Raw genomic sequence first — 26836 nt, forward strand, 5'->3', positions numbered from 1 at the left:
GCCAGCTCCAACAGAAAATGCAATCCGTAGGAGCCGGGCTTGCCCGCGATGCAGACGCCGCGAACTCACGGACACCCCACCGAGGCCATCGCAGGCAAGTCTGCAACAAAACCCGAGCAGCCTGTGGGAGGTTTGCCAACGCCTGGGCCGTCAGGCGTCAGTAGACATCCCGCCGGTAACGCCCTTGCTCGATCAGGTGCTCAACCTCGGCAGTGCCCAGCACTTCCTTCAGCACCGCATCGACCCCACTAGCCATGCCGTGCAGGCTACCGCACACATAAAGCAACGCCCCTTCGGCCAGCCATTGGCGCAACTCTGCCGCCTGTTCGCGCAGGCGATCCTGTACGTAGACCTTTTCTGCCTGATCACGGGAGAACGCCAGGTCCAGGCGTGCCAGTTCACCCGTACGCAACCACCCTTGCAGCTCTTCCCGGCAGAGGAAGTCGTGTGCTTCGTTACGCTCGCCGAACAGCAACCAGTTACGCCGCTCGCCTGCTTCGATACGCGCTTTGAGCAGGCTGCGCAGGCCGGCCAACCCTGTGCCGTTGCCGATCAGAATCAGCGGTGCAGGCGTTGCCGGGAGGTGGAAGCCGCTGTTACGCCGCAGGCGCAGGTTGATTGGGCTGGCCAGCGGCGCGTGTTCGGTCAGCCAGCCTGACCCCAGGCCCAGTGCGCCATCAGGGTGTTGCTCCTGGCGCACGATCAACTCCAGCATGCCATCGCTGGCAATCGAGGCGATCGAGTACTCCCGGGGGCTGATCGCAGGGTTGTTCTGCGGCAGGATCTCTACCAGATCACCCGCTTCCCAACGTGCCGGTTGTGCTGGCATCAGCCCGAGCAGGTACACGGCTGACCCTTGGCTTCCTGGGTTGAGCCGTTCGCGCCGGGTGAGCGTCCAGGTTTCGAAGGCTGGTGCTTGCCAGTTACTGGCGACTGGGCTGCCGGTCAACTGTGCCAGTTGTTCTTGCCACTGCTGCAGGGCGTGTGGGTCGGCGTTATCCACTTCTACCGGGGCGAAGCGGGCTTTGGCCCCGCGTGTTCCCAGCCAGTCATGCAGGCGTTTGGCGAAACCGCAGAATTGCGTGTATTGACGGTCACCGAGGGCGAGCAGGGCATAGTCGAGTGAGCCCAGCGCCCAGGGCTGGCCGAGCACCTTGCGCTCGAACGTACGGGCGCTGTCCGGTGCTTCGCCGTCGCCAAAGGTACTCACCACGAACAGGGCCTTGTTCGCCTGGCGCAGGTCGGTTTCGCTCAAGTCAGCCAAGGCTCGCACGTTTACCGCAAAGCCCGCCGCCTGCAACTGCCCGGCGCTTTGCCAGGCCAGTTGTTCGGCGAAACCGCTCTGGCTGGCAAAGCCCACCAACCAGCTGTTTTCACCCGATGCAGGCGTGGTCATACCGTTGCGTGCGACGCGGATCTGGCGTTTCTTGCGCCGACGGTCGAGGTACAGCAACCAGCCGGTGATGAAGAACAGTGGCATGCTCAGGCTGGCCAGCATCATCAGGATGCGCCCGGTCAGGCCGAAGTAACTGCCGACGTGCAGGGCATAGACACTGGCCAGCAGTTGGGCCTTGAACGACTTGTCGGTGAAGCGTTCGTGTTTACGCACCTGACCGGTGGCAGGGTCGAGTGTCAGGGTGTTGAAGGCTCTTTCGTGATCGGCATTGTCAAGCAGGTAGAACAGGGTGGCCGGTTGCCCACCAGCAGGTGGCAGGCGCAGGTTGTAGGTGCTCAGGCCTGGCCCGGCAGCCGTTTGCAGGCTGGACCAGATCGCATCGTAGTCAACCACCAGAGGCGGTGCGTTCTTGTCTGGTGCAGGTGGGCGGCCGCGGCCTTCACCGCGTTTGCGTTGCTCGCCCGCCACCGGCCCGTCGGCCAGCAGTTTGTTCAGGCCTTCGCGATACCACTCGTAAGACCAGAACAGGCCCGTCAGTGCTGCGAGCAGGTAGAACACCAGGCACCAGGTGCCGGCAACCGCGTGCAGGTCCCAGTTGAAGGCGCGGCCTTTTTTCGCCCAGTCCAGGGTCAGCCAGTTACGCCAGTTCAGCGCCTGGCGCGGCCAGCGCAGGTAGAGGCCAGAAAGGCAGAAGAACACCAGCATCAGGGTGCAGGCGCCGGTGATCTGCCGACCGGTGTCGCCGATGGCCAGGAATCGGTGCAGTTGCAGCATCAGGCCGAAAAAGTCCTGGCCACTGACATCGCCTTGCAGCGCGCCAGTGTATGGGTCGGCATAGCGCATTTCGCCTCGCCGCTCGCCAGGTGGCGGGGTGAAGAATACCCGCGCGGCGTTATCGGTGCGGGTATCGACCCAGAGCATGGCAACCTTGTCGCCGTGCTCGGCCTCTACCCGGCGTACCAGTTCAGCCGGCGGCAATACACCGCCTTCACGCACGTGAACCTTGAGGGCTTCGGGGTAGAACAGACGCAGCAGCTCATCCTGAAATGACACCGCTGCGCCGGTAATGCCCATCAGTGCGAGTACCAGGCCTGCGGTGATACCGAAGAACCAGTGCAGTTGAAACAGGTTTTTTTTCACCACATCGACCACCTTGTCTTGCTGTATACCTGTGCGGGGTATGCACGCTGTCGAGATACATAAAAGCCCCGCTCACTGAAGTGGGCGGGGCTTTGCGTTGAACTGCCTTAGAAGTGGAAGTTCGCGCTCATCAATGCGGTACGCCCTGCTGCGACATGAGCGTAATGGGTTTGGAATACCTGATCGAAGTAGCGCTTGTCGGTCAGGTTCTGCACGTTCAGTTGCAGGTCCACGTTTTTGGTCAGGCGATAGGTTGCCATCGCGTCATAACGCCAGTAGGAAGGCACTTCTACCGAGTTGGCCTCATCACCGAAGCGCGAGTCGACAAAGGTTGCACCGGCACCAACGGTCAGTTTCGGAACGATGTCGTAGGTCGACCAGAAGGTGAAGTTGTTACGTGGCGTGCTCGGCATGTGATTGCCTTCGTTCGCGGCGGTAGAGGTCTTCACTATCTCGCTTTCCATGTAGGTGTAGCCACCATAGACCTTCCACTTCGACGAAAGGTTGCCCGAGTAGGTGAGCTCGACGCCTTGGACACGTTGCTCGCCATCAAGCACTTGGTAGGTGGCGTTGTCCGGATCGGTGACGCGGGCGTTGGTCTTGTCGGTGCGGAACAGGGCTGCTGTCAGCGACAAGTTCTCGTCGAAGAAATCCCACTTGGTGCCTACTTCATAGTTGCGGTTACGTTCCGGCTCGAGGTTGCCATTGGCTGCTGTCAGCTCCAGACCACCGTTACCGCTGGTTTCACCCGAAGGGTTGCTTGAGGTCGACCAGGCGGCATAGATGCTGCCGTTGGGCAGCGGCTTGTAGACCACGCCAAGTTGGTAGTTCCAGAGGTGGGCGTTGTTCTCGCGGGAGAAGCTACCCGCAGGGGTCGTGCGGCCTGCCGTTGCGTAACCGCTTGACTTGGTTTGGTAGTCGTCATATCGAAGACCCAGGTTCAGCGACCATTGTTCGTTGAATTTCAGGGTGTCGAAGACATATGCCGCACTGGTTTTGGTGTTTGTGTCGGTATACGCCGGGCTGTCGGTAATGGTTCCTGACCAGCTGTCATCAGGCGATGGATCATACAGGCTGGTGCAGTCACCCGAGGCTAGCAGGGCAGGGCTGCATGTGGTGCTTTTTCCCGCATCAGAGGTAATGACGTAGCCACGGTTATGGGTGTCGGCATAGGAAAACTCCAGGCCGGTGACCATGCTGTGCTCAATAAATCCAGTATTGAATTTGGCGCTCAGGTCGGTCTGGTTGACCCAGCCTTTTGAGGTCGAGTTGCGGTTTTTGGTCGAGCGATAGACCAGGCCGTTGGCCACGTTGCCTTTACTGTCGTCAGGGTTGGTAACGATATAGTCGAGCGTGGAGCGCGACATGCGGAAGCTGTTGGACAGTGTCAGGTTCTCATTCAGATCGTGTTCGATCTTGATGGTCCCGCTGTCGTTGCTGCTCTTGCGGTAGTCGCGATCATTTAAACCGTAGAAGTTGTCGCGATCGACGTTTGCGGGCTTGTCGACGTTGTACTTGCTGCGGTTTGCACTCTTGGTCAGTGGAATGCCGTAGTCCGGCATATCATCTGTATCCAGGTGGTAGTAGCCGACGCTGACGCGGGTATCGGTACCCAGGCCGAAGGCAAAGGAAGGTGCGACCCCCCAGCGGCTTACGTCGACATCGTCACGCCCGGCAACGTTGGCCTCATGCTTCATGAGGTTCAGGCGAAATGCCGAGGTGTCGGTCAGCTGCTTGTTAAGGTCCAGGGTGGTGCGCTTGGTTTGGTCCGAGCCCCAGGTAAATCCACCGTTATAGGCATCGCCAAGTTTGGCACTTTTAGTCACCAGGTTCAGGCTGCCACCGGTGGAACCGGCGCCAGTGAACGCTGAACCAGGGCCCTTGCTGACTTCTACCGATTCGATGTTGAAGATTTCTCGGCTTTGCGAGGCGACATCGCGCATACCGTCGACAAATACGTCGCTCTCTGCGTTGAAGCCGCGAATGATCGGGCGGTCGCCTGCTGGGTTACCGCCTTCACCTGCACCAAAGGTGATCCCTGGGGTTGTGCGCAAGGCGTCGGCCAGGCTGGTTGCGCCTGTATCACGGATCACTTGTTGCGGAATAACGGTCACGCTTTTAGGCGTTTCTCGTAGTGGGGCAGTGTATTTCTTTGAGGTTGCTGTGTCGGTCTTGTAAGAGGTTTCATCCTGCACGCTGTTGATGCTGGTGGCATCCAGAGCAATCGCCCCATCGTTGGCCGGTGCAGCTTCGGCAGCGTACGCTATGTGCGCAGTAGAGGTGGCGGTAATGGCCACACCGATGGCAGAAGCGAGCAAGCGTGGTGAACTGACAGCGGTTGGCACGTAGTGGCGCGACATTGTTATGACCCCTCCCAAGGTTTCAAGGCCGCGAAATGTAATGTAAATACATACGACTATCAATTGAGAAGAATTGTTATTCGTGTTGAATTTACAATCTTTACATTTTCATCCTGTGTTTTTTGCGGGCTCATTCGTCTTGGCAAGCGCTAAGGGCTTGTAGTGATGCAATAAGAATCAATATCATTGATGTCTCTTACGGCCTTAGGTATCCGCGCCATGCTTTTACACATTCCTGGTCTGTTTACGCGCGAGGAAGTGCTGCGTATTCGTGAGGCGCTGGAGCAGGCCGATTGGGCTGACGGCAAGATCACGGCGGGTTACCAGTCGGCCAAGGCCAAGCACAACCTCCAGTTGCCCGAGGGCCATCCATTGGCCAAGGAGATTGGCGCGGCCATGCTTGAGCGCTTGTGGGCCAACCCCCGTTTCATGTCTGCGGCCTTGCCCTTCAAGGTCTTCCCGCCGCTGGTCAACTGCTACCGCGAAGGCGGCAACTTTGGTTTTCATATCGACAATGCCGTTCGCCAGCCCCGTGGCAGTCACGAGCGGGTGCGTACCGATCTGTCTTCGACGCTGTTCTTCAGTGAACCTGAGGAGTACGACGGCGGTGAGCTCGAAATTCAGGACACCTACGGACTGCAGCGGGTCAAGCTGGCGGCTGGCGATATGGTGTTGTACCCGGGGACGAGCCTGCACAAGGTCAACCCGGTCACTCGCGGCGCGCGTTATGCGGCGTTTTTCTGGACCCAGAGCATGATCCGCGAAGACAGCCAGCGTACGCTGTTGTTCGAGATGGACAACGCAATTCAGCAGCTGACTGCCGACGTTCCCGATCATCCATCACTGATTCAGTTGACGGGGACGTACCACAACCTGCTGCGTCGCTGGGCCGAGGTCTGACGCATGGCCTTTCACCTACGCCGTGAAGAAGTGCTCGACGGCGATCAACTGGGCCAGATGCTTGAAGAAAGCCCGGCCAAGGCGGCCCAAGCGCTGTTGATGGCCGCGGGGCAGGGGATCGTCGAGGCTCAGTTGCTGCTGGGGCAGATACTCCTGGACGGGCGCGGTATCGAGCGCGATCCGGCGTTGGCCCGGCGCTGGTTTGCCATTGCTGCCAATCAGGGCAGTGCCATGGCGCATAACATGCTCGGGCGTTGTCTGGAGCATGGCTGGGGGGGCGAGGTGGATGTTGTCGAAGCCTCTCGCCGTTACCGCCTCGCGGCAGAGGCCGGGCTTGATTGGGGGCTGTACAACTATGCCAACCTGTTGGCCACGGGGCGTGGTGTCGCGATAGATCCTGGTGCGGCACTGCGCTGTTATCGGCAAGCCGCTGAGCAAGGGCATGCGAAATCCATGAACCTGTTGGGGCGCTACCTTGAGGAGGGTGTGCATTGCCCGGCCGATGTGTCGGCGGCACACGACTGGTATCGACGCTCGGCTGAAGGCGGGGACTTTCGTGGGCAGTTCAGCCACGCCGGGGTCTTGGCGGCGCGGGGGCAGGTCGAGCAGGCGCTGGGCTGGTTGCGTCAGGCGCTGGTTGCGGGGAATGCAAATTTTCTGACGGTTGCTGCCGCTGCGTTGGAGCAGGCGACACAGCCCGAGATTCGAGCCATGGCGCTGGCCTATCGCACTCGGCTTGGCGAGCTTGGCGTGATGCTGTAAAGCAATCGCCGGCAAGGCCGGTTCCTGCAACCGCTGCAGGAGCCGAGCGTGCCGGCGATAAGGTTCAGCCGTTTACAGGTAGTACGCTTTCAGCGGCGGGAAGCCGTTGAACTCTACCGCGCTGTAGCTGGTGGTGTAGGCGCCGGTCGACAGCCAGTACAGGCGGTCACCGATAGCCAGGTTCAGTGGCAGGCCGTACTTGTAGTGCTCGTACATGATGTCGGCGCTATCGCAGGTTGGGCCGGCGATCACGACTTCTTCCATCTCGCCTTTTTTCTCGGTCCAGATCGGGAACTTGATGGACTCGTCCATGGTTTCGATCAGGCCGGAGAATTTGCCCACGTCGGTGTAGACCCAACGCTCAACCGCGGTACGCGATTTGCGGGCGACCAGCACCACTTCGCTGACCAGAATACCGGCGTTGGCAATCAGCGAGCGGCCAGGCTCAAGGATGATTTCTGGCAGGTCGTCACCGAAGTCTTCCCTCAGGAAGCGGATGATTTCCTCGGCGTAGGTTTCCAGGCTGTTGGTACGGGTGATGTAGTTGGCCGGGAAGCCGCCACCCATGTTAATCAGCTTCAGTTCGATGCCGTCTTCGTCTTTCAGACGCTCGAAGATCACTTTGACCTTGGCGATGGCCGCGTCCCAGACGCTGATGTCGCGCTGTTGCGAACCCACATGGAAGGAGATGCCGTAAGGCACCAGGCCCAGGTCGCGGGCGAGGATCAGCAGGTCCATGGCCATGTCGGTCTGGCAACCGAACTTGCGCGACAACGGCCAGTCAGCGGTGGTCGAACCTTCGGTCAGGATACGCACGTAGACTTTCGAGCCCGGTGCGGCCTTGGCGATGTTGCGCAGGTCGGCTTCGGAGTCGGTGGCATACAGGCGCACGCCCTTCTCGTAGAAGTAGCGGATGTCCTTGGATTTCTTGATGGTGTTGCCATAGCTGATGCGGTCTGGGGTGACACCGCGGCCCAGCACTTTGTCGAGCTCGTAGATCGAGGCGATGTCAAAGCTCGAACCCTTGTCGCGCAGCAGATCGATGATTTCGACCGCCGGGTTGGCCTTGACCGCGTAGTAGACCTTGGCGAATTCGAAGCCAGCACGCAGGTCGTCATAGGCCTGGCTGATCATCTGGGTGTCGATAAGTACGAACGGGGTTTCTTGCTTGTCGGCGAACGCCTTCATTTTTTGAAAGGTTTCGCGCGCGAAGTAGTCTTCGACCTGAATCGACATGCTTAGGGACTCCATGGGCAAACTAAAAAAATAAGTGGCTGCAGCTGAGCGCCCTCCGTATCCCCACTTTGGTTCGCCTACTTCCCAAGGCATGTCGCCGAAAGCAAAAAGGTCAACCGTGCGGTGAAAAAGGCGCTACGGGTGACCTTGCTGTCTCGTCGTCAGTACTTGAGCCGGATGGATCGTTTCCAGCATGGACGCTCGGCGCGAACTTTAGGACTTGAGGGGTTCAAGATCAACAAAAAATGTCGCGTTTTTGCACACGTCTGTCGCCCGGCGTTGCGCAGTCTCTTTGTAACCGAGCCGCATGACAGCTGGATGTCTTTGAAAACAGTCCACATCGGCTCATGCCAAGGCCATTGCTGCGGCCGTTGTACCGGGGCTTGGCCGCCGTACGATCGCCGTGTGTGAGCCTGCCGCGGCCGTTGGGAGTCTCGACTTTGGTCCACCGGCAAGTTCGGGTATAATTTTGGCCCTTTTGAATCCCCAGTCAGGCGATTTCCCATGACCAACCAGGCCGCCGAAGTCGCGAAGCGTCGCACTTTCGCCATTATTTCCCACCCCGATGCGGGTAAAACCACCATCACCGAGAAGCTCCTGCTGATGGGCAAGGCGATTGCCGTCGCCGGTACGGTGAAATCGCGAAAGTCCGATCGCCATGCCACCTCCGACTGGATGGAAATGGAGAAGCAGCGTGGCATCTCCATCACCACCTCGGTGATGCAGTTCCCTTACCGCGATCACATGATCAACCTGCTCGACACCCCGGGCCACGAAGACTTCTCTGAAGATACCTACCGCACGCTGACAGCGGTGGACTCGGCGCTGATGGTCCTCGACGGCGGTAAAGGCGTTGAGCCACGTACCATTGCCCTGATGGATGTCTGCCGCCTGCGCGACACGCCTATCGTCAGCTTCATCAACAAACTCGACCGTGATATTCGTGACCCGATCGAGTTGCTCGACGAGATCGAAGCGGTCCTGAAGATCAAGGCCGCGCCGATCACCTGGCCGATCGGCTGCTACAAGGACTTCAAGGGTGTTTACCACCTGTCCGGCGACTACATCATTGTCTACACCCCGGGCCACGGTCACGAGCGTACCGAGGTGAAGATCATCGAGAAACTCGACTCGGACGAGGCCCGCGCGCACCTGGGTGATGAATACGAGCGTTTCATCGAGCAACTGGAACTGGTTCAGGGCGCTTGCCATGAGTTCGACCAGGACGAGTTCATGAACGGTGAGTTGACGCCGGTGTTCTTTGGTACCGCGCTGGGCAACTTTGGTGTGGACCATGTCCTTGACGCCGTGGTCGACTGGGCGCCGCGTCCGCTGCCGCGTGTAGCCAATGAGCGCACGGTGGAGCCGACCGAAGAGAAGTTCAGCGGTTTCGTCTTCAAAATCCAGGCGAACATGGACCCGAAACACCGCGACCGTATCGCCTTCATGCGGATCTGTTCGGGCCGTTACGAGAAGGGCATGAAGATGCGCCATGTACGCACCGGCAAAGACCTGCGTATCGGCGATGCTCTGACCTTCTTCTCCTCCGAGCGTGAGCAACTGGAGGAAGCCTGGGCCGGCGACATCATCGGTTTGCATAACCACGGCACCATCCAGATTGGCGACACCTTCACGGAAGGTGAGAATCTGGGCTTCACCGGCATTCCTCACTTTGCCCCTGAACTGTTCCGCCGCGTTCGCCTTAAAGACCCGCTCAAGTCCAAGCAATTGCGTCAGGGCCTGCAGCAGTTGGCCGAAGAAGGCGCGACCCAGGTGTTCTTCCCCGAGCGCAGCAACGACATCATTCTCGGTGCCGTGGGTGTTCTGCAGTTCGATGTGGTCGCCAGCCGTTTGAAGGAAGAGTACAAGGTTGAATGCGCCTACGAGCCGATCACCGTGTGGTCGGCCCGCTGGATCCAGTGCGACGACAAGAAGAAGATCGAGGAATTCAAGGTCAAGGCCATGGAAAACCTGGCCATCGACGGTGGTGGTCACCTGACCTACCTGGCGCCGACCCGGGTCAACCTGGCACTGATGGAAGAGCGCTGGCCAGATGTGAAGTTCCGCGCCACGCGCGAGCACCACTAAACCTCGCCGGCAAGCCCGTTCCTGCAACCCAGCACGCCTGAGGCTGTTGTGGGCGACGGGCTTGCCTGCGTACAGGTGTCGCGTTAGCCGCCTACGCGAGCTGCCGGTACGCTCGGGCTATGCAGACGTTCACCCATGCGGAAGATCAGCAAGGTCAACGAGTCGGCGTTTTTCAGCATGATTTGCGCACGCTTTTCTGCATCGTTCAGAAAAACCTGACGGGCATCGTCGAGGTTTTTAGCGCCCGTGGTCTGCAGGATGAATCGCCGCCCCTTTCGATCATCGTCACGAATGTCGCGTGGGGCGCCATTCGGGTGATCCTGTATGACAAACAACTCATTGGCCGGTGTGCGGTGTGAGAATGTGGTGTCTTGGCGTTGCCTCAGCCAGAGTGTCTTGGGAACAGGCGCCAGCAGGTTCAGGAAGGGCAAGGTGCCTTCGTTGTAGCAGATGTCGCGCGTGTTGTAGGCCAGGTGCGTGAACTCGTGAACCAGCACGGCTGCCCTGAAAATCGCGGCAGCATCGTCTTGCGTGTAGCCGGCACGGAAGGTGAATTGGTTGGCGAAATTGTAGTCAAAGTAGCCGTCGAGCATGAAAATCTGCTTCTCGAGATCCGAAGGCACCGTGAACGCCAGTCCTTGGCTGTTAATTGTGCTTGTACCGATGATGTAGCGTGACGAGGACTGCGGCGAGTAGCTGCCCGATCCCATCATATCGATGACGGCATTGACCGACTCATGCATGGATTGCCGGAGTGGCTCGGTCAGGGCCGGTACACCGAAGAAGTCGCTGATGATGCGTTGGGTTTCTACCGGGACGTGTGTGGCTGGATCGGCGTTGCGCAGGTTTTTCAGGCAGTTCGTCAAGTACATCATGGCGGTGCGATGTGCCTGGCGTATTTTTTGCGCGCGGCTGGGCATCATGTTTTGAATCTGCCGCATTCCGCTCGCGACGATAATGACGTTTTCCCGGCGAGCCTTCCAGCGCGTGTACTGGCCACCTAGCCGAGTGAGGACAGCGCCATGCTCTATCGGAAGCGGCAGCGTCGGGTCGATCTCCCATCGGTTGGCGGCGCTCAGGCGCAAACGAGGGCCAAGGTTATCTTCAGCCTCATCGATCAGGTACCAGTTGGCGTCCGAGAAGGTTGCCCGGTATACGTGTCCATTGATATTGACATAGTGTTTGCCTGTGGCCGCGTCTCTGTAGACCTGAGTCAGGCTGTCGAACACCATTAACTCCAGCGCTTGGGTGGGTGCTTCATAGCGTGCCAAGGGTATGGGGGAGTGCTCGTCAAGGTACAGGTTTTGCCAGAACTGGCGTTCGGCATTAAGGTTTTCTACGTCGCCCAGCGTGCTGGCGCTGTGGCCAATCAGCAGGCTTTGCACCAATACGCACAGCAGTTCGGCGGTATGCGCCGGCCAATCGCTGCCCTCGTCGTTACGTGCAATTTTTAGCACCGTCATTTCTGCCTGCCAGGCGCCGAGCAGCAGTCCAATCTTGCCCGGTACGAAAAAACTCAGTTGGTTGAACACAAGCCCGAGGATATGTTTGAGCGACTCCCAGTCAGCCTTTTCGGTGCTGATCAGTTGGGCGTCCAGCATGCGCTTGAGGGTGCGAATGTTTTCCTCGAACAGGTAATGCAGCGCGTTGCCCTTGACCGGCAGGTTGGCAAGGGTAACGGGGCCTGGTCTCGATAACGGCAGGTCGAAGTCCGATTCTGCACTGAAGGGCAAGTGGGGTTCGTCGAAGCCATTGTTGTCATAGCGTCTGCGCAAGGGCTCTGGTAACTGGGCGAGAACCAGGGCTTGCAACGCGGTGTCTGTCTTCAGTTGCGCCAGTAGTGCTGTGGTGCTGCTGAATTCCTTGAACGTAAAACTTTCGCAGTACGGGGCATAGAGCACTACGGGGTCGGTGTCTTCTGCTCGAAACAGGTAGAGGTCAGGGACAATATCGGCGGGTAAATCCGATTGTGCGATCAGCGCCAGCGGTGTCAGTTGGATGCGCTTGCCGTCCAGCGGTAAGCGGGCGGTCGCATCAGGCATTTGTACCACTTGCTTCACAAAGGCTACTGCAGTTTTACTCAGGTTTCGCCTCAGGTAGGCATTGAATGCACGTTCAAGCATTTGGTCGGGTACTTGGCGGCAAAACAGCTCTAGGCGATGGTTGAAGCCGGGGCTGGCAGGGTCAAATGTCTGACTGAACAATGTTTGATAGTTGCTACCAATGTCCAGGCGCCTGACCAGGTCCTTGATGTAGTCCACGTTCATTGCTGTGGGGGGCGCTGCACCGTTTTCCAATTCCAGTGCGGTGATGGGGTTGCTCCAGTCTCGGAAGTGATTCAGTGCATATTCGACCAATGTTTGTCGATGGTGGATGCATTCGCCTGTAGAGCCTGAGGGCACTTCGCCAGTGGGCGGTAGCGTTGAGATGCAGGCGATGGTGGTGATGAAAATGGCATCCGGCGGATAGCGTTTGGCCGGAAAGTCGCTATCAAGCTGAGTGGCCAGTCGCTCATAGGCATAGTCCGCGATGGTGGGCATATCGGAGAGGTAATCCTCTTCCGAGGTGATATTGAGCAGGTTGCGCCCCAGGATTTCCAGATAATCGAATTTCTCCTGGTAGGTTGCATCCAGCAGCCACTTCGGGATTGCCGCGCGCACGGTTTGTTCGCGTATTTCATGCTTGAAGCGCAGCAACTGTACTTCGCTGCTGTCCATGGGCGTATAGGTATGCAGCAGTTCCGGCAGACCACTGCCCGACAGCCCGGCATTGATGATCTGATCGAAGACGAACAGGGTGTTGCGCTGGCGAAGGTTGCTGTCGAGGGCTTCGAGCCGTTGCAGCACATTGCTCTTTATCGGGCTCCAGTTCAAGGTCGGTGGCGTCACTTGCGGCGCCATAGGGGCGTTATCCGGCAGCACGCTATCCTCTTCTGCAACGCAATCGTAGAGTGATTCTGCGCTGTGAAAGTTGGTTAGCCGCGCCTGAAGCTTCTGGTTGAGGGACTGGAGTGACGTGAAGGTTTCGAAGCCTAATGCCCGTGTCCACAGGATCAGGGGGGCTTCTGCTGTTTCCAGGGGGGTGCGTGACAGTAGCAAGAGGTTGGCAACCTGCGTTTCGTGCTTGCCCTCGTAGGTAATGTTCAGTTGCCAAACCATGGCCGGAGCACCCTCCAGCAGCGGCCGGGTGCGTGATATCGGGTAGTTGAGCACCGCTTGGATGAGGTCGATTGCCGGTTGTTCGAGGGTGTTTTTCTGACGAGCCAGCCGCAGTTCCAGCCGCAGTGTCAAGCCGTACAGGTTTTGTGCCGTGTGTCGCTCTTGGTTCTGATTACGCACGACTGCATGGGCCAGATAATGACGAAGTGAGCCGGTCACTTTGTCGACACACTGGTTGATGACCGGGGCTGTCAGTTGCGGCAGCAGCGCTTGAGCGTTGGCGGCCAGGCGGTGTTCTGCCGGCTGTTGAGTCGCCGACGTCGCATTTCGTTTGCTCAGGTTTTCCCAGATCAACTCACTGAGGCTCTGGTTGGGGGTTCCATCGGCGCCGTTCTGCAGTAGGACAGACGCTGCCGGCATGGAGCCGAGTAGGTAGCACAGGTTGTTTTCAATCAGCGACAGGGTGACGGAATCCAGGCTTGGACGGGCTTCCAGCAGTTGTGTGTTGTTCTGTTCCACGCGGCGTTTGATGTGCTTCAGGTCTTGGAGCGAAAGCGTTTCGCTGTTCAAGTCATGCTTGATTGCCGTGAGCGAGGCGCTGCTCTCTCTATCCTTGCGGACATACGGCATCATCAGGCGTGGCAGGCAGGGATCAATCAAGCTCTCCAGCTCAAGGGCTTTCTGACAGACACTGACAAACGCCAATGGGCCTTGTTGCCGCAGGGCCTGGGTCAGGCGCTGGCGCGGTACGCTCAGTAGGCGTTGGGTGTAGGTTTGCAGGGCCGGAGCCTGCATGGGTAGCAGCGGCACGTCACCGATTGCCAGTGTATCCAAGAACGCCTGGCGGTTTGTGTGACGCTTCAGCCCCCCGGTAGGGGTGTAGCTATAGCACGGAGTTGACGGCGCATCCGCAGTGCCCAGCAACATGACGGTTTCCAGCGGAACTGTCGCGGTTGTCGAGGCTGTGGGTTTCAGGTACCAGGCCTGCAGCTCCGGTAAGTGTTCTGCCTTGGACCATTTGATCAGGGTCCTGTACTCCTGGTTGCTCAGGTCGTTACTCCAGGCGAGCTGGGTTAGGGCTTCAAGAAAACGGCTGCGTAACGCATGGGTCAGTTGCTCGGTAGGGCTCAGGCCCTCGGAGCGTGATGCTGCCCAGTGGTTATCAAGCTGAGTGGTGCAGTGCTCACTCAGCTGCGCCCGAGTCAGGCGCAGTGCGGTATTGAGTTTTTTTTGGTCTTGCGCGCTGGCTCGCGTGCCGTCGGGGTTCAGCAGTTCATGTGCCCCGTTTCCAATGAGTGTGGGGTCTGCCAGCGTTTCCAGAAGGGTATCGTTCAGGCTTTGGTGATAATCCTGCCCCTGGGCGCGGTTGGACAGGCGCTGAGCGGACACTTTGACTTCCCGAGTAGCGGGGTTGATGGCTGCATCGGGCCACTGCACGCGTAGTTGGGTCACGAAGGCTTGGGTTAGTAGCGTTTCGGGAGCCGGCTGGTTGAGGAGCAGGGTTTGCAGGGTGGTCAGGTTCTGGCCGAGACGTGAATTGATGCTCAGCATCAACCACTCAAATATCGCCCCTTCGATCAGGTTGTCTTCCAGGTCCACGACCGGGTCGTTACGCCATTGTCGATAGGCTTCAGCATCGGTGTACTGCAGCAGTGCCATGGCGGTCTCGGCGTTACCGAGCATCTGGATGAGTGCATTGCGAGCCTGCAGACGATCATCGAATTTCATGATGCCCAGTACAGGGTTGTAGATGAACACTGCTGTTTGCGTGGAGTGGCTGATCAGCAGTGTCGAGATCAGGGCAATGGTTTGACCGGATGCGCTCACCGCATCGAGGTAGTCCACGCGTGTATCCGCGCGAGCGTCGGGCTGAGGCGCCGTGCTGGTCAGGCGTGAGAGCTGGTTTGCCTCCACGGCGCTAATACGTTCAGCAGAGGCGGCGTCTTGCAGGTGATCTTCAAAGCGTTTGTGCAGTGCATCGGTGTGATAGTACGGGAGGGTATTGAGGCTCATGGCACAGTCTCGGCAGGTGGTTAGGCTGTCCGGGCTGCTGTACGTGAACGCAGCACCCCGGCGGTGGGTTCACGGTGCCGGGGTGCGGTGTCTCAAAGGTGATATTTATTTCAAGGGTGCTGCTGACACTGCCATGTCTCTGCTAGAGGAACTGCTCTGCGTAGTGACAGGCGACCTGCCGTGTTTCCACCTGACGGAACGCCGGTACCTCCTGGGCGCAACGTTCGGTGGCGTGGGGGCAGCGTTTGTGGAATGCACAACCTGATGGTGGGTCCAGCGGGTTGGGCAGTTCGCCAGCGATCTTGATTTTCGGTTTGAGCGGGTCCGGGTGCAAGGTCGGGGTTGCTGACAACAAGGCCTGGGTGTAGGGGTGCAGTGGCCTGTTGTAGATGTCTTCTTTCGGGCCCATTTCTGCCGGGCGGCCGAGGTACATCACCAGGACCTGGTCGGCCACGTGTCGCACCACGGCCAGGTTGTGGGAGATGAACACATACGCCGTGTTGAACTCATTTTGCAGGTCCATGAACAGGTTCAACACTTGCGCCTGGATAGACACGTCCAGCGCCGAGGTTGGCTCGTCGGCCACCAGCACCTTGGGTTGCAGCATCATGGCTCGGGCGAGAGCGATACGCTGGCGCTGACCGCCAGAAAACATATGCGGGTAGCGTTGGTAGTGTTCAGGGCGAAGGCCGACCTGTTGCATCATCGCCTGAACCTTCTCTCGTCGTTCGGCTTTGGAGAGGTTGGTGTTGATCAGCAAGGGTTCGGCGAGTTGGTCGCCAATCTTCTGTCGAGGGTTCAACGAAGCATAGGGGCTCTGGAAAACCATCTGCACATCTTTGCGCAGTTGTTTGCGCTGAGCCTTGTTGGCGCCCGTGACTTCTTGCCCGGCAATTTTCAGGGAGCCGGAGGAGGGTTCTTCAATAAGGGTCAGGGCCCGGGCCAGGGTTGATTTGCCACAGCCGGACTCACCCACGACTGCCAGGGTCTTGCCGGCTTCCAGTTCAAAGGAGACGCCATTCAGCGCGCGGACCAGTGCGTGGCCTTTGAACAGGCCACGTGAGACTTCGTAGTGACGGGTAAGCTCACGGGCGGTAAGAACGACGCTCATTACGCCACCTCCTGGTTCAGCGGGTAGAAACAACGGACCAGGCTGTGAGCCTGTCTGTCCAGGTTCGGACGTTGCTGGCGGCAGTGATCCTGAACGTAGGGGCAGCGCGGTGAGAGCAGGCAGCCCTGTGGTCTGTCATAGCGCCCTGGAACGATACCGGGCAAGGTTGCCAGGCGTGCAGCGCCTTCACTGTGCTCGGGAATGGCCGCCAGCAGCGCTTCGCTGTAAGGGTGCGCAGGCACCTCGAACAGCGTTGGAACCTGGCCAATTTCAACGGCTTGGCCGGCGTACATGACGCATACGCGCCTGGCTGTTTCGGCGACCACGGCCAGGTCATGGGTGATCAGGATCAGGGCCATGTCCTGCTCCTGTTGCAGGTTGAGCAGCAACTCCATGATCTGCGCTTGAATGGTGACGTCCAGTGCGGTGGTCGGCTCGTCGGCGATCAGCAACTTGGGCTCGCCGGCAATCGCCATGGCAATCGCCACGCGTTGGCTCATGCCGCCCGAGAGTTGGTGCGGGTAGGCGTCCAGCCGGCTTTCAGCCGCCGGAATTTCGACTTTCTTGAGGAGTTCCAGCGCCCGCTGGCGGGCTGCCTTGCCGCGCAGACCAAGGTGCTGGCGCAGCACTTCCTCGATCTGAAAACCGACGGTATAGCTGGGATTGAGCGCGGTCATCGGGTCCTGGAAGACCATCGCCAGGTCCTTGCCGACGACCTTGCGCCGTTGCCGCGCGCTGAGCTTGAGCATGTCGTTGCCGTCGAACGTCATGCTGTCGGCGGTGACGATGCCGGGGGCGTCGATCAGGCCCATCAGTGCCATCATGGTCACGGATTTCCCCGAACCGGACTCGCCGACGATGGCCAGCACTTCGCCTTTTTCCACGCTGAGGTCGAGACCGTCGACCACGGGGACCGCCTTGGCATCGCCAAAGCGCACATTGAGATTGTTGATCTGCAACAGTGACATGGGCGTCTCCTCAGGCGGCATTCTTGAGTTTCGGGTCCAGCGCGTCGCGCAGCCCGTCGCCCATCAGGTTGATTGCCAGCACGCTGAGCAAAATGGTCAGGCCGGGCAGGCTCACGACCCACCAGGCGCGCTCGATGTAATCGCGGGCCGAGGCCAGCATGGTGCCCCACTCGGGAGTTGGCGGTTGTACGCCCAGGCCGAGGAAGCCCAGGGCCGCGGCATCGAGGATGGCCGAGGAAAAACTCAAGGTGGCCTGGACGATCAGCGGCGCCATGCAGTTGGGCAATACGGTGATGAACATCAGCCGTGGCAAGCTGGCACCGGCCAGGCGCGCAGCGGTCACGTAGTCACGGTTCAGTTCTCCCATCACCGCGGCACGGGTCAGGCGCACGTAGGACGGCAACGAAACGATGGCAATGGCAATCACGGTGTTGATCAGGCCAGGGCCGAGAATGGCTACGATGGCCACGGCCAGCAGCAGCGAAGGCAGGGCCAGCATGACGTCCATCAGGCGCATGATCGACGGGCCGAGCAGGCGTGGAAAGAACCCGGCCAACAGCCCCATCAGCACTCCGGGAATCAGCGACATGACCACTGAGGACAGGCCGATCAGCAAGGACAGTCGCGAGCCATGGATCAGTCGCGAGAGCAGGTCGCGGCCGAGCTCGTCGGTGCCGAGGATGAACTGCCAGGTGCCGCCTTCGAGCCAGACCGGCGGGGTCAGCAGGAAATCTCGGTACTGTTCGCTTGGCTGATGGGGCGCGACCCATGGCGCGAAGAGCGCACAGAATACGATCAGGCACATGAACAGCAGGCCGGCGAAGGCGCCTTTGTTGCGGGCGAAGGCCTGCCAGAATTCGGTGTACGGCGATGGGTAGAGCAGGCTCTGGTCCACGGCGCTGGGTGGCACGGCAGAGGCGGATTTTACGATTGGGTCAGTCATTGTCTTGGCCTCAGCGCTGGTGGCGAATGCGTGGGTTGACCAGGCCGTAGAGGATATCCACGACGAAGTTCACCAGGATCACCAGGCAGGCGATCAGCAGGATGCCATTCTGTACCACGGGGTAGTCACGGGCGCCGATGGCTTCGATCAGCCACTTGCCGATGCCCGGCCAGGAGAAGATGGTTTCGGTCAGCACGGCGCCGCCGAGCAGGGTGCCGACCTGCAGGCCGAACACGGTCAGAACCGGGATCAATGCGTTGCGCAGGCCATGCACGAAGACCACGCGGGTAGGCGACAGGCCTTTCGCGCGGGCAGTGCGAATGTAGTCCTCGCGCAGCACCTCGAGCATCGAGGAGCGTGTCATGCGTGCAATCACCGCCAGCGGGATGGTGCCCAGGACGATGGCCGGCAGAATCAGGTGCATGAGTGCATCCTTGAAGGCGCCTTCCTCTTCACTGAACAGGGTATCGATGAGCATGAAACCGGTGATGGGCTCGATGTCGTAGAGCGAGCTGATACGCTCGGAAACGGGTGTCCAGCCGAGGCTGACCGAGAAGAACATGATCAGGATCAGGCCCCACCAGAAAATCGGCATGGAGTAGCCGGCCAGCGAGATCCCCATCACCCCGTGGTCGAGTAGCGAGCCGCGCTTGATGGCGGCGACCACCCCGGCCAACAGGCCGAACATGCCAGCAAACAGCAGGGCGGCAAGCGCCAGCTCCAGGGTGGCCGGGAACAGGGTGAGAAACTCTTTCCAGACGCTTTCGCGCGTGCGCAGCGATTCGCCCAGATCACCCTGGGCAAGCTTGCTAATGTAGTCCAGGTACTGCACCGGTAATGGTTTGTTCAGCCCCAGCCGCTCCATGGCTTGTGCGTGCATTTCAGGGTCAACGCGACGCTCGCCCATCATCACTTCGACCGGATCACCTGGTATCAATCGTATGAGCGCGAACGTCAGTAAGGTGATGCCGAAGAAGGTCGGGATCAACAGTCCCAGTCGTCGGGCAATAAAACTAAACATGTTCTGGTGTACCTCATCAGCCGGTTAGGCGTACCCGCCAACGCCCGGATAAGGCGCGGGCGGGCGTTGTTGTTCTACTTCACCAGGGTGGTAGCGAAGTTGTTGGTGGTCAGCGGGCTGATGTGGAAGCCCTCGACGTTCTTGCGCATGGCGGTAAACATCTTCGGATGTGCGATGCTGATCCACGGTTGGTCTTCATCGTACACCGCCAGGGCTTTCTCATAGAGTGCTGCGCGCTCACCCGTGTCGATGGTCTCGCGGGCTTTGGTGATCAGCGCCTGGAAGGTCGGGTTACACCAGCGTGCGTAGTTCTCGCCACTTTTTACGGCGTCGCAGCTCAGCAGCGGGCTGAGGAAGTTGTCCGGGTCGCCATTGTCACCGGCCCAGCCGGTCGAGACCATGTCGGGTTCTCCCTTCTTCGCGCGCTTGAGCATTTCTGCCCATTCCATCACGCGGATGTCGACCTTAAGACCAATCCTGGCCATGTCGGCCTGGAGCATTTCTGCGCTCAATCGCGGGTTGGGGTTGGTCGGGCCACCACCGTTACGGGTGTACAGGGTCAATACGGTGCCTTCCGGTACGCCGGCTTCCTTGAGCAGGGCTCGGGCTTTATCCAGATCCCGGGGCGGGTTCTGGTTGGCGTTGTTGAAGCCAATCAGTGTGGGCGGGTAGGGGTTTATGCCGATCAGCGCGTTGCCTTTGCCAAACAGTTGATCAACATGGGCCTGTTTATCGAAAGCCAGGTTGATCGCTTTGCGTACCCGCACGTCACTGAGGTACTTGTGCTCGGTGTTCAGTGAGATGTAACCGGTGGTCAGGGCCTCCAGTTCATCAACTTTCAGGTCCGGGTCTTTGCGGATACTGGGGATGTCATCGGGCTTGGGGTACAGCGCGACCTGGCATTCATTGGCCTTGAGTTTTTGCAGGCGCACATTGTTGTCGGTGGCGATGGTCAGCACCAGAGGGTCGCTGGGTGGTTTGCCCCGGAAATACTCGGGGTTGGCCTTGAAGCGCACCTGAGCGTCTTTTTTGTAGCGCTGAAAAATGAATGGGCCGGTGCCGATTGGTTGGCTGTTGAGGTTGGCCGTCTTGTTGGTCGCCAGCAACTGGCTGGCATACTCGGCCGAATAGATCGAGGTGAAGGCCATGGCCAGGTCACGCAGGAACGGTGCTTCCGGGCGTGTCAGGGTAAAGGTGACGGTGTGCTCGTCGACTTTCTCGACACCTTTGAGCAGGTCTTTGAAACCCATGCTTTCAAAGTAGGGAAAGCCGACGCTGGCCTTGTCATGCCAGGGATGCTTGGGGTCGAGTTGGCGCTGAAAGCTCCAGAGCACATCGTCGGCATTCAACTCACGGCTTGGGGTGAAGTAGTCGGTTTTGTGGAACTTCACGCCCCGGCGCAGGTAGAACGTGTACGTCAGCCCATCCGGGCTGATTTCCCAGCGCTCGGCCAGGGCCGGTTCGATGTCGGTGGTGCCCGGCTTGAAGTCTACCAGCCGGTTGAACACGGTTTCGGCGGCCGCATCGGCCGTCACTGCGGTGGTGTATTGAACGATGTCGAAGCCTTCCGGGCTGGCCTCGGTACATACCACCAGTGGCTTGGCTGCCACGCCAGCTGCAGTGCTCAACAGTAGGGCTGCCAGGGCAGCCTGAAGGGGTCGCAGTTTCATGAAAGCTCCCAGCGATCAATTAAAGCAGGTTAGTTGCCACGGGCGATTCGTCTAATCCCCCGTGGCCATGCCCCCTAAAGGATGTTGAATGGAATGGTGGTCACGACCCGGAACTCGTCCAGGCTACCGTCGGCCTGGGCCTTGCTGGCACGGTGCGCGGTGTAGGTGGCGCGTACCGTGGTGTCTTTGAGCGAGCCGCTCTGCACGGTGTAACTGCTGCCAATGCCGTACTCGTAGTGGTTTTCACCCTCAAGGCCACGCACGTCGTAGCCCGTGCCCGTGTAGTGCGTGCCGTCGATGCCCCAGCCACGGGCGTTATAGATATTAAACTTCAGCCCCGGAACACCATACCCGGCCATGTTCAGGGTGTAGGCGACCTGCAGGGATTTTTCGTTCGGGCCGTTGAAGTCCGAGAGCAGTGAGTTGGCCAGAAAGATGGCGTTGGTATCATGGAGGTAGTCGAAGTACTCGTTGCCGTTTACCTGCTGGTAGGAAACGCTGAGTTTGTGCGCCTGATGGGTCAGGCCTAGCGACAGGCTGTACGTGTCATTGTCGATCTCTCCCAGTTTGCGTTTACCCTCGTCCCGGGTTTTGTAGTAGTTCAGCCCCGTACTCAGGCTCAGCAATGCGCTGTCGCCCAGCTCGTGCGTGGCGCCGAAATAGTACTGGTTCCAAAGGTCTTCGACATTGGACAGGTAGAGGCTGGTGTTCAAACTCTTGAGTGGCTGATAGTTGACGCCGGCCATGCTGATGCGGTCGGTGTACTGGTTGCTGTCGCCATATTCGGAGCGGAACTTGCTCTGGCCTTGCTCGGTTCGGGTCGAGACGCGGTCGAAGGTGCCGGCATCGAACGACAGGTTCTCGAACTCTGCGCTGTGGATGCTGACACCCTGGAAGCTGGAAGGCAGTGCACGGTTGCCAATGTAGGCAATAACCGGCGTGTCGATGGACTGACGGCCTGCTGTGAGGGTGGTGTTGGAGACCCGCGCCTTGAGGTTGGCCAGGCCCATTTTGCTCCATTGGCCGATGACCTCTCCGTCGCGGTGGGTCAGGGTGCGGTTGTTTGGCCCGGCGACGGCGGCGCGGCCTTGCTCAAGCGCAATGGCGTTGTAGGCGGCGACTTCGGTGCTGAAGCCGACAGTGCCTTCGGTGAAACCGGAGGTGTAGTTGAGAATGGTGCCCTGTACCCAGTTGTTACGGCTATGGGTGTCATGACGGCTACCATCACGTTTGTAGTATTTCCACAGGGGTGCACGGGTAGCACGCTCATGGGCATACCAGTTGCGGGTCGAACCGGACAGGCTCTGCCCTTCGATGAAGCCTTTGGCTTCGTTTTGATCGCTGGTGGATTTGACCGTCACCGGGACGAATGCCTGGCTGATGGGTTCTGCCAGGGCCAGTGTGGACAGGCTACTGAGGGATAAGGCCAGTACTGCGTTCTTGGTTCGTCTCAAGGTAAAACTCCCTTTCTTCTCTTTCTATTAACCGTCCAGCCTCGTGAGCCGTGCGGGTACTGCGGTGGAACTGGTTTGGATGAACCAGGCGTTCAATCCACGCTGACACCTGAGAAGTTGTTGCGGCCGAACGGGCTCACCTTGAAGCCCTCGACCTTGGCGCTGAGCGGCTGATTGACGGTCGAGTGAGCGATTGGCGTGATGGGGACCTGTAGCTTCAGGCGCTGTTGGGCTTGCTGGTAGAGCGCGGTACGTTGCACGCGGTCGGTGACGGTCTTGGCCTTTTTAACCAGCGCGTCATAGTCCGCATCGCACCACATGGAGTAGTTGTTGCTGCCAATCGCGTCACAGCTGTACAGCGTGCCCAGCCAGTTGTCCGGGTCACCGTTGTCGCCTGTCCAGCCGATCAGCGAGATGTCGTGTTCACCGTCCTTGGTGCGCTTGAGGTATTCCCCCCACTCGTAGCTGACGATCTTGACCTTGAAGCCGACCTTGCCCCAATCGGCTTGCAGCATCTCGGCCATCAACTTGGCGTTGGGGTTGTAAGGGCGTTGCACGGGCATGGCCCACAGGGTGATTTCGGTCCCTTCCTTGACGCCTGCGGCCTTGAGCAGTTCGCGTGCTTTTTGCGGGTTGTACCCGGCGTCTTTGAGGGTTTCGTCATACGACCACTGGGTCGGCGGCATGCTGCCGACGGCCAGTTGCCCAGCCTGCTGGTAAACCGCATTGACGATGGCGGGCTTGTTGACCGCCATGTCCATGGCCTGGCGCACCTGCAACTGATCGAACGGTGCGCGCTGGACGTTGTAGGCGATATAGCCAAGGTTGAATCCAGGCTTTTCGATCACCTGCAGCTTCAGGTCCTGCTTGAGTGCATCGAGGTCGGCCGGGCGCGGATTCAGGGTCACCTGGCATTCGTTCTTGCGCAGTTTCTGGACGCGCACCGATGGGTCGACGTTGATCGAGAAAATCAGGCGCTCGACCTTGACCTGGCTGGGGTCCCAATAGGCTTTGTTGGCCTGGTAGCGTATCTGCGAATCTTTTTGGTAGCGCTGGAAGACAAAGGGGCCGGTGCCAATGGGGTGCTGGTTGATGTCGCTCGGTTTTCCGCTGGCCAGCAACTGGTTGGCGTACTCGGCAGAGAGGATCGAGGCGAAACTCATGGCCATGTTCTGGATGAATGCGGCATCGATGCTGTTGAGGGTAAACCTGACGGTATGCGCGTCGAGTTTCTCCACCTTGGCGATGTTCTTGTCCAGGCTCATGCTCACGAAGTAGGGGAACTCGGTAGGGTAGGCCTGGCGAAACGGATGGGCTTTGTCGAGCATGCGCTGGAAGGTGAACAGCACGTCATCGGCGTTGAACGTGCGGGTAGGGGTGAAGGCCTTGTTGCTGTGGAACGTGACGCCTTCACGTAAGTGGAAGGTGTAGTGCAAACCATCCCTGGATACCTCCCAATGGGTTGCCAGTGCCGGTTTGACGACAGTGCTGCCTCGTTCGAATTCCACCAGTCGGTTGTAGATCGGCTCGGCCGCATCATTGTCGGTGGCACTGGTGTACTGGGCGGTATCGAAACCTGCGGGGCTGCCTTCCGAGCAAAATACCAGGCTGCCTTTGGCCTGAACCTGAGTGGCCAATGCCAGGGGTGTCTGGGCCAGTAGGCCAAGGCCGAGCAAGGTTGCAAATACGGGGGTGTATCGCATGGAGGTCCCTTTCTTTTCTTCTTGTTGAACAGGTCAATGGCATGCAGTCGGCCACAAGCTCGCGCCTGGCCGGATGCACCTTCGACGTTAGGGGGGCGGGGGGCATTCAGGAAGGTAAGAAAGCGGAGGGTGTGAGTAGGATGTTTCTGATTGATGCGTAGGCTGTGTCTTGATGGGGCGTCGGCAGGATATTGGCCTTTGTTAAAGGCTGGCCCCGGTACGCCGTCTGGCGGTACCGGGGTCCCCCCAGTATCTACTGGCTGATGTCGACTCCGTAGAAGGCATTCAAGGCAAACGGACTGATCTTGAAGCCCTGCACGGTTTTGCGCATGGGTTGGTAAACCGTTGAGTGTGCGATAGGGGTAATCGGCACCTGGTCCTTGATAATGTGTTGTGCTTGCTTGTATAGCGCGGTGCGCTTGGTTGTGTCGGAGGTGGCCTTGGCTTGCTTGATCAGCGTGTCGTACTCGGTGTTGCACCATTTAGAGAAGTTGTTGCCGTCCACCGCGTCGCAGCCGTAAAGCGTGCCCAGCCAGTTGTCGGGGTCACCGTTGTCGCCGCTCCAGCCGATCAGCATGGCGCCGTTCTCGCCAGCCTTGGCGCGTTTGATGTATTCGCCCCACTCGTAGGTGACGATCTTGGCCTTGATGCCGATTTTGGCCCAGTCCGATTGCAGCATTTCGGCCATCAGTTTGGCGTTGGGGTTGTAGGGGCGCTGAACCGGCATGGCCCACAGGGTGATTTCGGTGCCCTCCTTGATCCCGGCTTCCTTGAGCAATGCCTTGGCTTTTTCCGGGTCGTAGGGGGTGGCCTTGATGGTGTCGTCATACGACCACTGGGTGGGCGGCATGGCATTGACGGCTTCCTGGCCCGCACCCTGATAGACCGAGTCGATGATCTGCTTCTTGTTCACAGCCATGTCCAGGGCCTGGCGTACCTTGAGCTGAGCCATCGGGTTGGGCTCATTGCTGCCCTTGATCTTGTCCATCACGTTGTAGGCGATGTACCCGAGGTTGAAGCCGGCTTGCTCGGGCATTTGCAGGTTCGGGTCGCTTTTCAGCGATTGAATGTCCGCCGGGCGCGGGAACAAGGTGACCTGGCATTCGTTTTTCTTCAGTTTCTGCATGCGTACCGAGGCGTCTGTGGTAATGGCGAAGATCAGGTTGTCCAGCTTCACGTCCTCGGGCTTCCAGTAGTCCTTGTTGCCCTTGAAGCGGATCTGCGCGTCTTTCTGGTACTTGCTGAATACGAAGGGGCCGGTGCCGATCGGCTTCTGGTTGATGTCGGCGGGTTTGCCTTCCTTGAGCAGCTTGTCGGCGTACTCGGCTGATTGAATCGAGGCGAAGCTCATCGCCAGGTTCTGAATGAATGCGGCGTCTACGGTCTTTAGCGTGAATTTGATTGTGTGTTCGTCGATTTTTTCGACTTTGCTGATGTTTTTGTCCATCCCCATGTCGGTGAAGTAGGGGAACTCGGTGGGGTAGGCCTTACGGAATGGCATGTCTGGGTCGAGCATGCGGTTGAAGGTAAACAGCACGTCGTCGGCGTTGAACTCACGGCTTGGCTTGAAGTAGCTGGTGGTATGGAACTTCACCCCCTCACGCAGGTGGAAGGTGTAGCTCAGGCCGTCTTCGGCGGTATCCCAGCGGGTTGCAAGGCCCGGGATAACGGACGTGCCGCCATGTTCAAATTGCGTCAGGCGGTTGAAGACTGTTTCGGCTGAGGCATCGAAGTCGGTTCCGGTGGTGTATTGGCCGGGGTCGAAGCCCGCCGGGCTACCTTCTGAGCAAAACACCAGGTTGCCTGCTGCGAGGGTGAGGGGGGCGCTGGAGAGTAGGCTTGCACCTAGAAGAAGCGGAATGACTGCATGTTTAAGCATGGTGGCCTCATTGTTGTCATTTTGATCTGAGGACGGCCTCGTGAGCCGGCCTGCCGGATACTTAAGCAGGCCCCATTGCCAATGCAATATTCAGCGTACTGAGTATGGGGAAAATGTGGAGCGATCGTACATGGATGTCGCGTTGGTATAACTATCTGGCTTGTTTAACGCTTAATCGTGAATGTTTATGTTTTTTTATGATGATTTCGTGTAGGTGCGGCTGCGCGGCGAGTGAAAATCGCCGCGCAGTGAGCGGATGTCAGGGCATTTGTACTTCGATCGTACCGTCGGCATTCATGCTGACCTGGCTGGTACCGGCTTCGACCTGCGGGCTGGGTGCGGCCTCGGCATCCATACTGGCTTTCATCATCATGACTGGGCCACGGGCATAGGGTTGCGGATAGCCACTGCTGTTGAGGTTCAGGTTGAGTACTTTGTAACCCTTGCCGCCCAGTGCCTCGGTGGCCAGTTGCGCACGGCTCTTGAAGGCGTTGACGGCATCTTTGAGCAGTTCATCTTCACTGGCCTTGCGGGTGGCTGGTGCAATGGCAAAGTCCATGCCGGCCATTTTCAGGTCTTGCAGCAGTTCACCGGTCAGTTTCGACAGCGCCGGGAAGTCGGTGCTTTCCAGGCGAAGCTCTGCACGTTCACGCCAGCCGGTAATTCTTTGGCCTTTGGTGTCGTAAATGGGGTAGCTGTTGCGGCTGCCCTGGCTGATTTTGATGCCCTTGACTGAGCGTGCCTGCTCCAGGGCCTTGTTCATGGTTCGGGTGATTTCGGCTGCGAGCTTGCCAGGGTCGCTATTCTGCGCTTCGCTGTACAAGGTTACGCTCATCAGGTCGCGAGCCACTTCCTTGCTGACTTCAGCGCGCAGGGATACTTGATTGTAACGAGGTTCTTCAGCCAGCACCGGGAGGCTGGCCATCAGACCAGCGGCCAATAGCATTGCAGCACTGCGACGAGGGAAATACATGTAGGGCTCCTTGAAAAAAGGCGTGGTTGATGGTCATCCATTTTCACGCAGACACTTAAGA

The 26836-nt window shown here is 59.0% G+C and carries 16 protein-coding genes; 3 read left to right on the forward strand and 13 right to left on the reverse strand.

What is annotated here, in order from left to right; genetic code table 11:
* Window positions 1-157: 157 nt before the first annotated feature.
* Window positions 158-2539: a PepSY domain-containing protein gene (locus tag EKA13_RS10700; RefSeq protein WP_065759363.1), complete on the reverse strand. Its 2382-nt coding sequence runs from the start codon at window positions 2537-2539 to the stop codon at window positions 158-160.
* A gap of 104 nt (window positions 2540-2643) precedes the next feature.
* Entirely contained in the window at window positions 2644-4896 is a 2253-nt protein-coding gene (locus EKA13_RS10705) for a TonB-dependent receptor (RefSeq protein WP_065759364.1), read from the reverse strand.
* A 219-nt stretch (window positions 4897-5115) separates the two neighbouring features.
* On the opposite strand from EKA13_RS10705, the gene EKA13_RS10710 reads away from it, so the two are divergent.
* Both EKA13_RS10710 and EKA13_RS10715 read left to right on the forward strand, forming a co-directional pair.
* Complete coding sequence (locus tag EKA13_RS10710) at window positions 5116-5796, forward strand: Fe2+-dependent dioxygenase (RefSeq protein ID WP_065759365.1); 681 nt, start codon at window positions 5116-5118, stop codon at window positions 5794-5796.
* Window positions 5797-5799: 3 nt separating this feature from the next.
* Entirely contained in the window at window positions 5800-6558 is a 759-nt protein-coding gene (locus tag EKA13_RS10715) for a tetratricopeptide repeat protein (protein WP_065759366.1), read from the forward strand.
* A 72-nt stretch (window positions 6559-6630) separates the two neighbouring features.
* Here EKA13_RS10715 and EKA13_RS10720 read toward each other — a convergent pair whose 3' ends face one another.
* A complete protein-coding gene (locus EKA13_RS10720) occupies window positions 6631-7794 on the reverse strand; it encodes a type III PLP-dependent enzyme (protein WP_065759367.1) in 1164 nt (387 codons plus the stop codon).
* Window positions 7795-8298: 504 nt separating this feature from the next.
* On the opposite strand from EKA13_RS10720, the gene EKA13_RS10725 reads away from it, so the two are divergent.
* A complete protein-coding gene (locus tag EKA13_RS10725) occupies window positions 8299-9882 on the forward strand; it encodes a peptide chain release factor 3 (RefSeq protein ID WP_065759368.1) in 1584 nt (527 codons plus the stop codon).
* 83 nt (window positions 9883-9965) lie between these two features.
* Here the strand turns inward: EKA13_RS10725 and EKA13_RS10730 are convergent, their stop codons facing one another.
* The 10 genes from EKA13_RS10730 to EKA13_RS10775 all read right to left on the reverse strand — a co-directional run bounded on the left by EKA13_RS10730 (window position 9966) and on the right by EKA13_RS10775 (window position 26775).
* Window positions 9966-15053, reverse strand: a complete 5088-nt coding sequence (locus tag EKA13_RS10730) for a dermonecrotic toxin domain-containing protein (RefSeq protein ID WP_065759369.1) — start codon at window positions 15051-15053, stop codon at window positions 9966-9968.
* A 142-nt stretch (window positions 15054-15195) separates the two neighbouring features.
* Window positions 15196-16164 (reverse strand): peptide ABC transporter ATP-binding protein, encoded by a 969-nt coding sequence (locus EKA13_RS10735; RefSeq protein WP_065759370.1) that lies wholly within the window; start codon window positions 16162-16164, stop codon window positions 15196-15198.
* Window positions 16164-17132, reverse strand: a complete 969-nt coding sequence (locus EKA13_RS10740) for an ABC transporter ATP-binding protein (RefSeq protein WP_065759371.1) — start codon at window positions 17130-17132, stop codon at window positions 16164-16166. The genes EKA13_RS10735 and EKA13_RS10740 overlap by 1 nt, the downstream gene beginning before the upstream one ends.
* A 10-nt stretch (window positions 17133-17142) precedes the next feature.
* Window positions 17143-18075 (reverse strand): ABC transporter permease subunit, encoded by a 933-nt coding sequence (locus tag EKA13_RS10745; RefSeq protein ID WP_065759372.1) that lies wholly within the window; start codon window positions 18073-18075, stop codon window positions 17143-17145.
* Between the two features lie 10 nt (window positions 18076-18085).
* Window positions 18086-19096, reverse strand: a complete 1011-nt coding sequence (locus EKA13_RS10750) for an ABC transporter permease subunit (RefSeq protein WP_065759373.1) — start codon at window positions 19094-19096, stop codon at window positions 18086-18088.
* Window positions 19097-19170: 74 nt separating this feature from the next.
* Window positions 19171-20766: an ABC transporter substrate-binding protein gene (locus EKA13_RS10755; protein ID WP_065759374.1), complete on the reverse strand. Its 1596-nt coding sequence runs from the start codon at window positions 20764-20766 to the stop codon at window positions 19171-19173.
* A 74-nt stretch (window positions 20767-20840) separates the two neighbouring features.
* Window positions 20841-22220 (reverse strand): OprD family porin, encoded by a 1380-nt coding sequence (locus tag EKA13_RS10760; RefSeq protein WP_065759375.1) that lies wholly within the window; start codon window positions 22218-22220, stop codon window positions 20841-20843.
* A 92-nt stretch (window positions 22221-22312) separates the two neighbouring features.
* Complete coding sequence (locus EKA13_RS10765) at window positions 22313-23923, reverse strand: ABC transporter substrate-binding protein (RefSeq protein ID WP_065759376.1); 1611 nt, start codon at window positions 23921-23923, stop codon at window positions 22313-22315.
* A gap of 253 nt (window positions 23924-24176) precedes the next feature.
* Complete coding sequence (locus EKA13_RS10770; protein ID WP_065759377.1) at window positions 24177-25802, reverse strand: ABC transporter substrate-binding protein; 1626 nt, start codon at window positions 25800-25802, stop codon at window positions 24177-24179.
* A 259-nt stretch (window positions 25803-26061) separates the two neighbouring features.
* Entirely contained in the window at window positions 26062-26775 is a 714-nt protein-coding gene (locus tag EKA13_RS10775) for an SIMPL domain-containing protein (RefSeq protein ID WP_065759378.1), read from the reverse strand.
* Between the last annotated feature and the right edge of the window lie 61 nt (window positions 26776-26836).

This window comes from Pseudomonas defluvii, from assembly GCF_001695625.1.
Taxonomy (GTDB): domain Bacteria; phylum Pseudomonadota; class Gammaproteobacteria; order Pseudomonadales; family Pseudomonadaceae; genus Aquipseudomonas; species Aquipseudomonas defluvii.

Coding starts and splice junctions, on each gene's coding strand:
- EKA13_RS10705 (WP_065759364.1), bottom strand. CDS start 4,896: ATGTCGCGCCACTACGTGCCAACCGCTGTCAGTTCACCACGCTTGCTC.
- EKA13_RS10710 (WP_065759365.1), top strand. CDS start 5,116: ATGCTTTTACACATTCCTGGTCTGTTTACGCGCGAGGAAGTGCTGCGT.
- EKA13_RS10715 (WP_065759366.1), top strand. CDS start 5,800: ATGGCCTTTCACCTACGCCGTGAAGAAGTGCTCGACGGCGATCAACTG.
- EKA13_RS10720 (WP_065759367.1), bottom strand. CDS start 7,794: ATGTCGATTCAGGTCGAAGACTACTTCGCGCGCGAAACCTTTCAAAAA.
- EKA13_RS10725 (WP_065759368.1), top strand. CDS start 8,299: ATGACCAACCAGGCCGCCGAAGTCGCGAAGCGTCGCACTTTCGCCATT.
- EKA13_RS10730 (WP_065759369.1), bottom strand. CDS start 15,053: ATGAGCCTCAATACCCTCCCGTACTATCACACCGATGCACTGCACAAA.
- EKA13_RS10735 (WP_065759370.1), bottom strand. CDS start 16,164: ATGAGCGTCGTTCTTACCGCCCGTGAGCTTACCCGTCACTACGAAGTC.
- EKA13_RS10740 (WP_065759371.1), bottom strand. CDS start 17,132: ATGTCACTGTTGCAGATCAACAATCTCAATGTGCGCTTTGGCGATGCC.
- EKA13_RS10745 (WP_065759372.1), bottom strand. CDS start 18,075: ATGACTGACCCAATCGTAAAATCCGCCTCTGCCGTGCCACCCAGCGCC.
- EKA13_RS10750 (WP_065759373.1), bottom strand. CDS start 19,096: ATGTTTAGTTTTATTGCCCGACGACTGGGACTGTTGATCCCGACCTTC.
- EKA13_RS10755 (WP_065759374.1), bottom strand. CDS start 20,766: ATGAAACTGCGACCCCTTCAGGCTGCCCTGGCAGCCCTACTGTTGAGC.
- EKA13_RS10765 (WP_065759376.1), bottom strand. CDS start 23,923: ATGCGATACACCCCCGTATTTGCAACCTTGCTCGGCCTTGGCCTACTG.
- EKA13_RS10770 (WP_065759377.1), bottom strand. CDS start 25,802: ATGCTTAAACATGCAGTCATTCCGCTTCTTCTAGGTGCAAGCCTACTC.
- EKA13_RS10775 (WP_065759378.1), bottom strand. CDS start 26,775: ATGTATTTCCCTCGTCGCAGTGCTGCAATGCTATTGGCCGCTGGTCTG.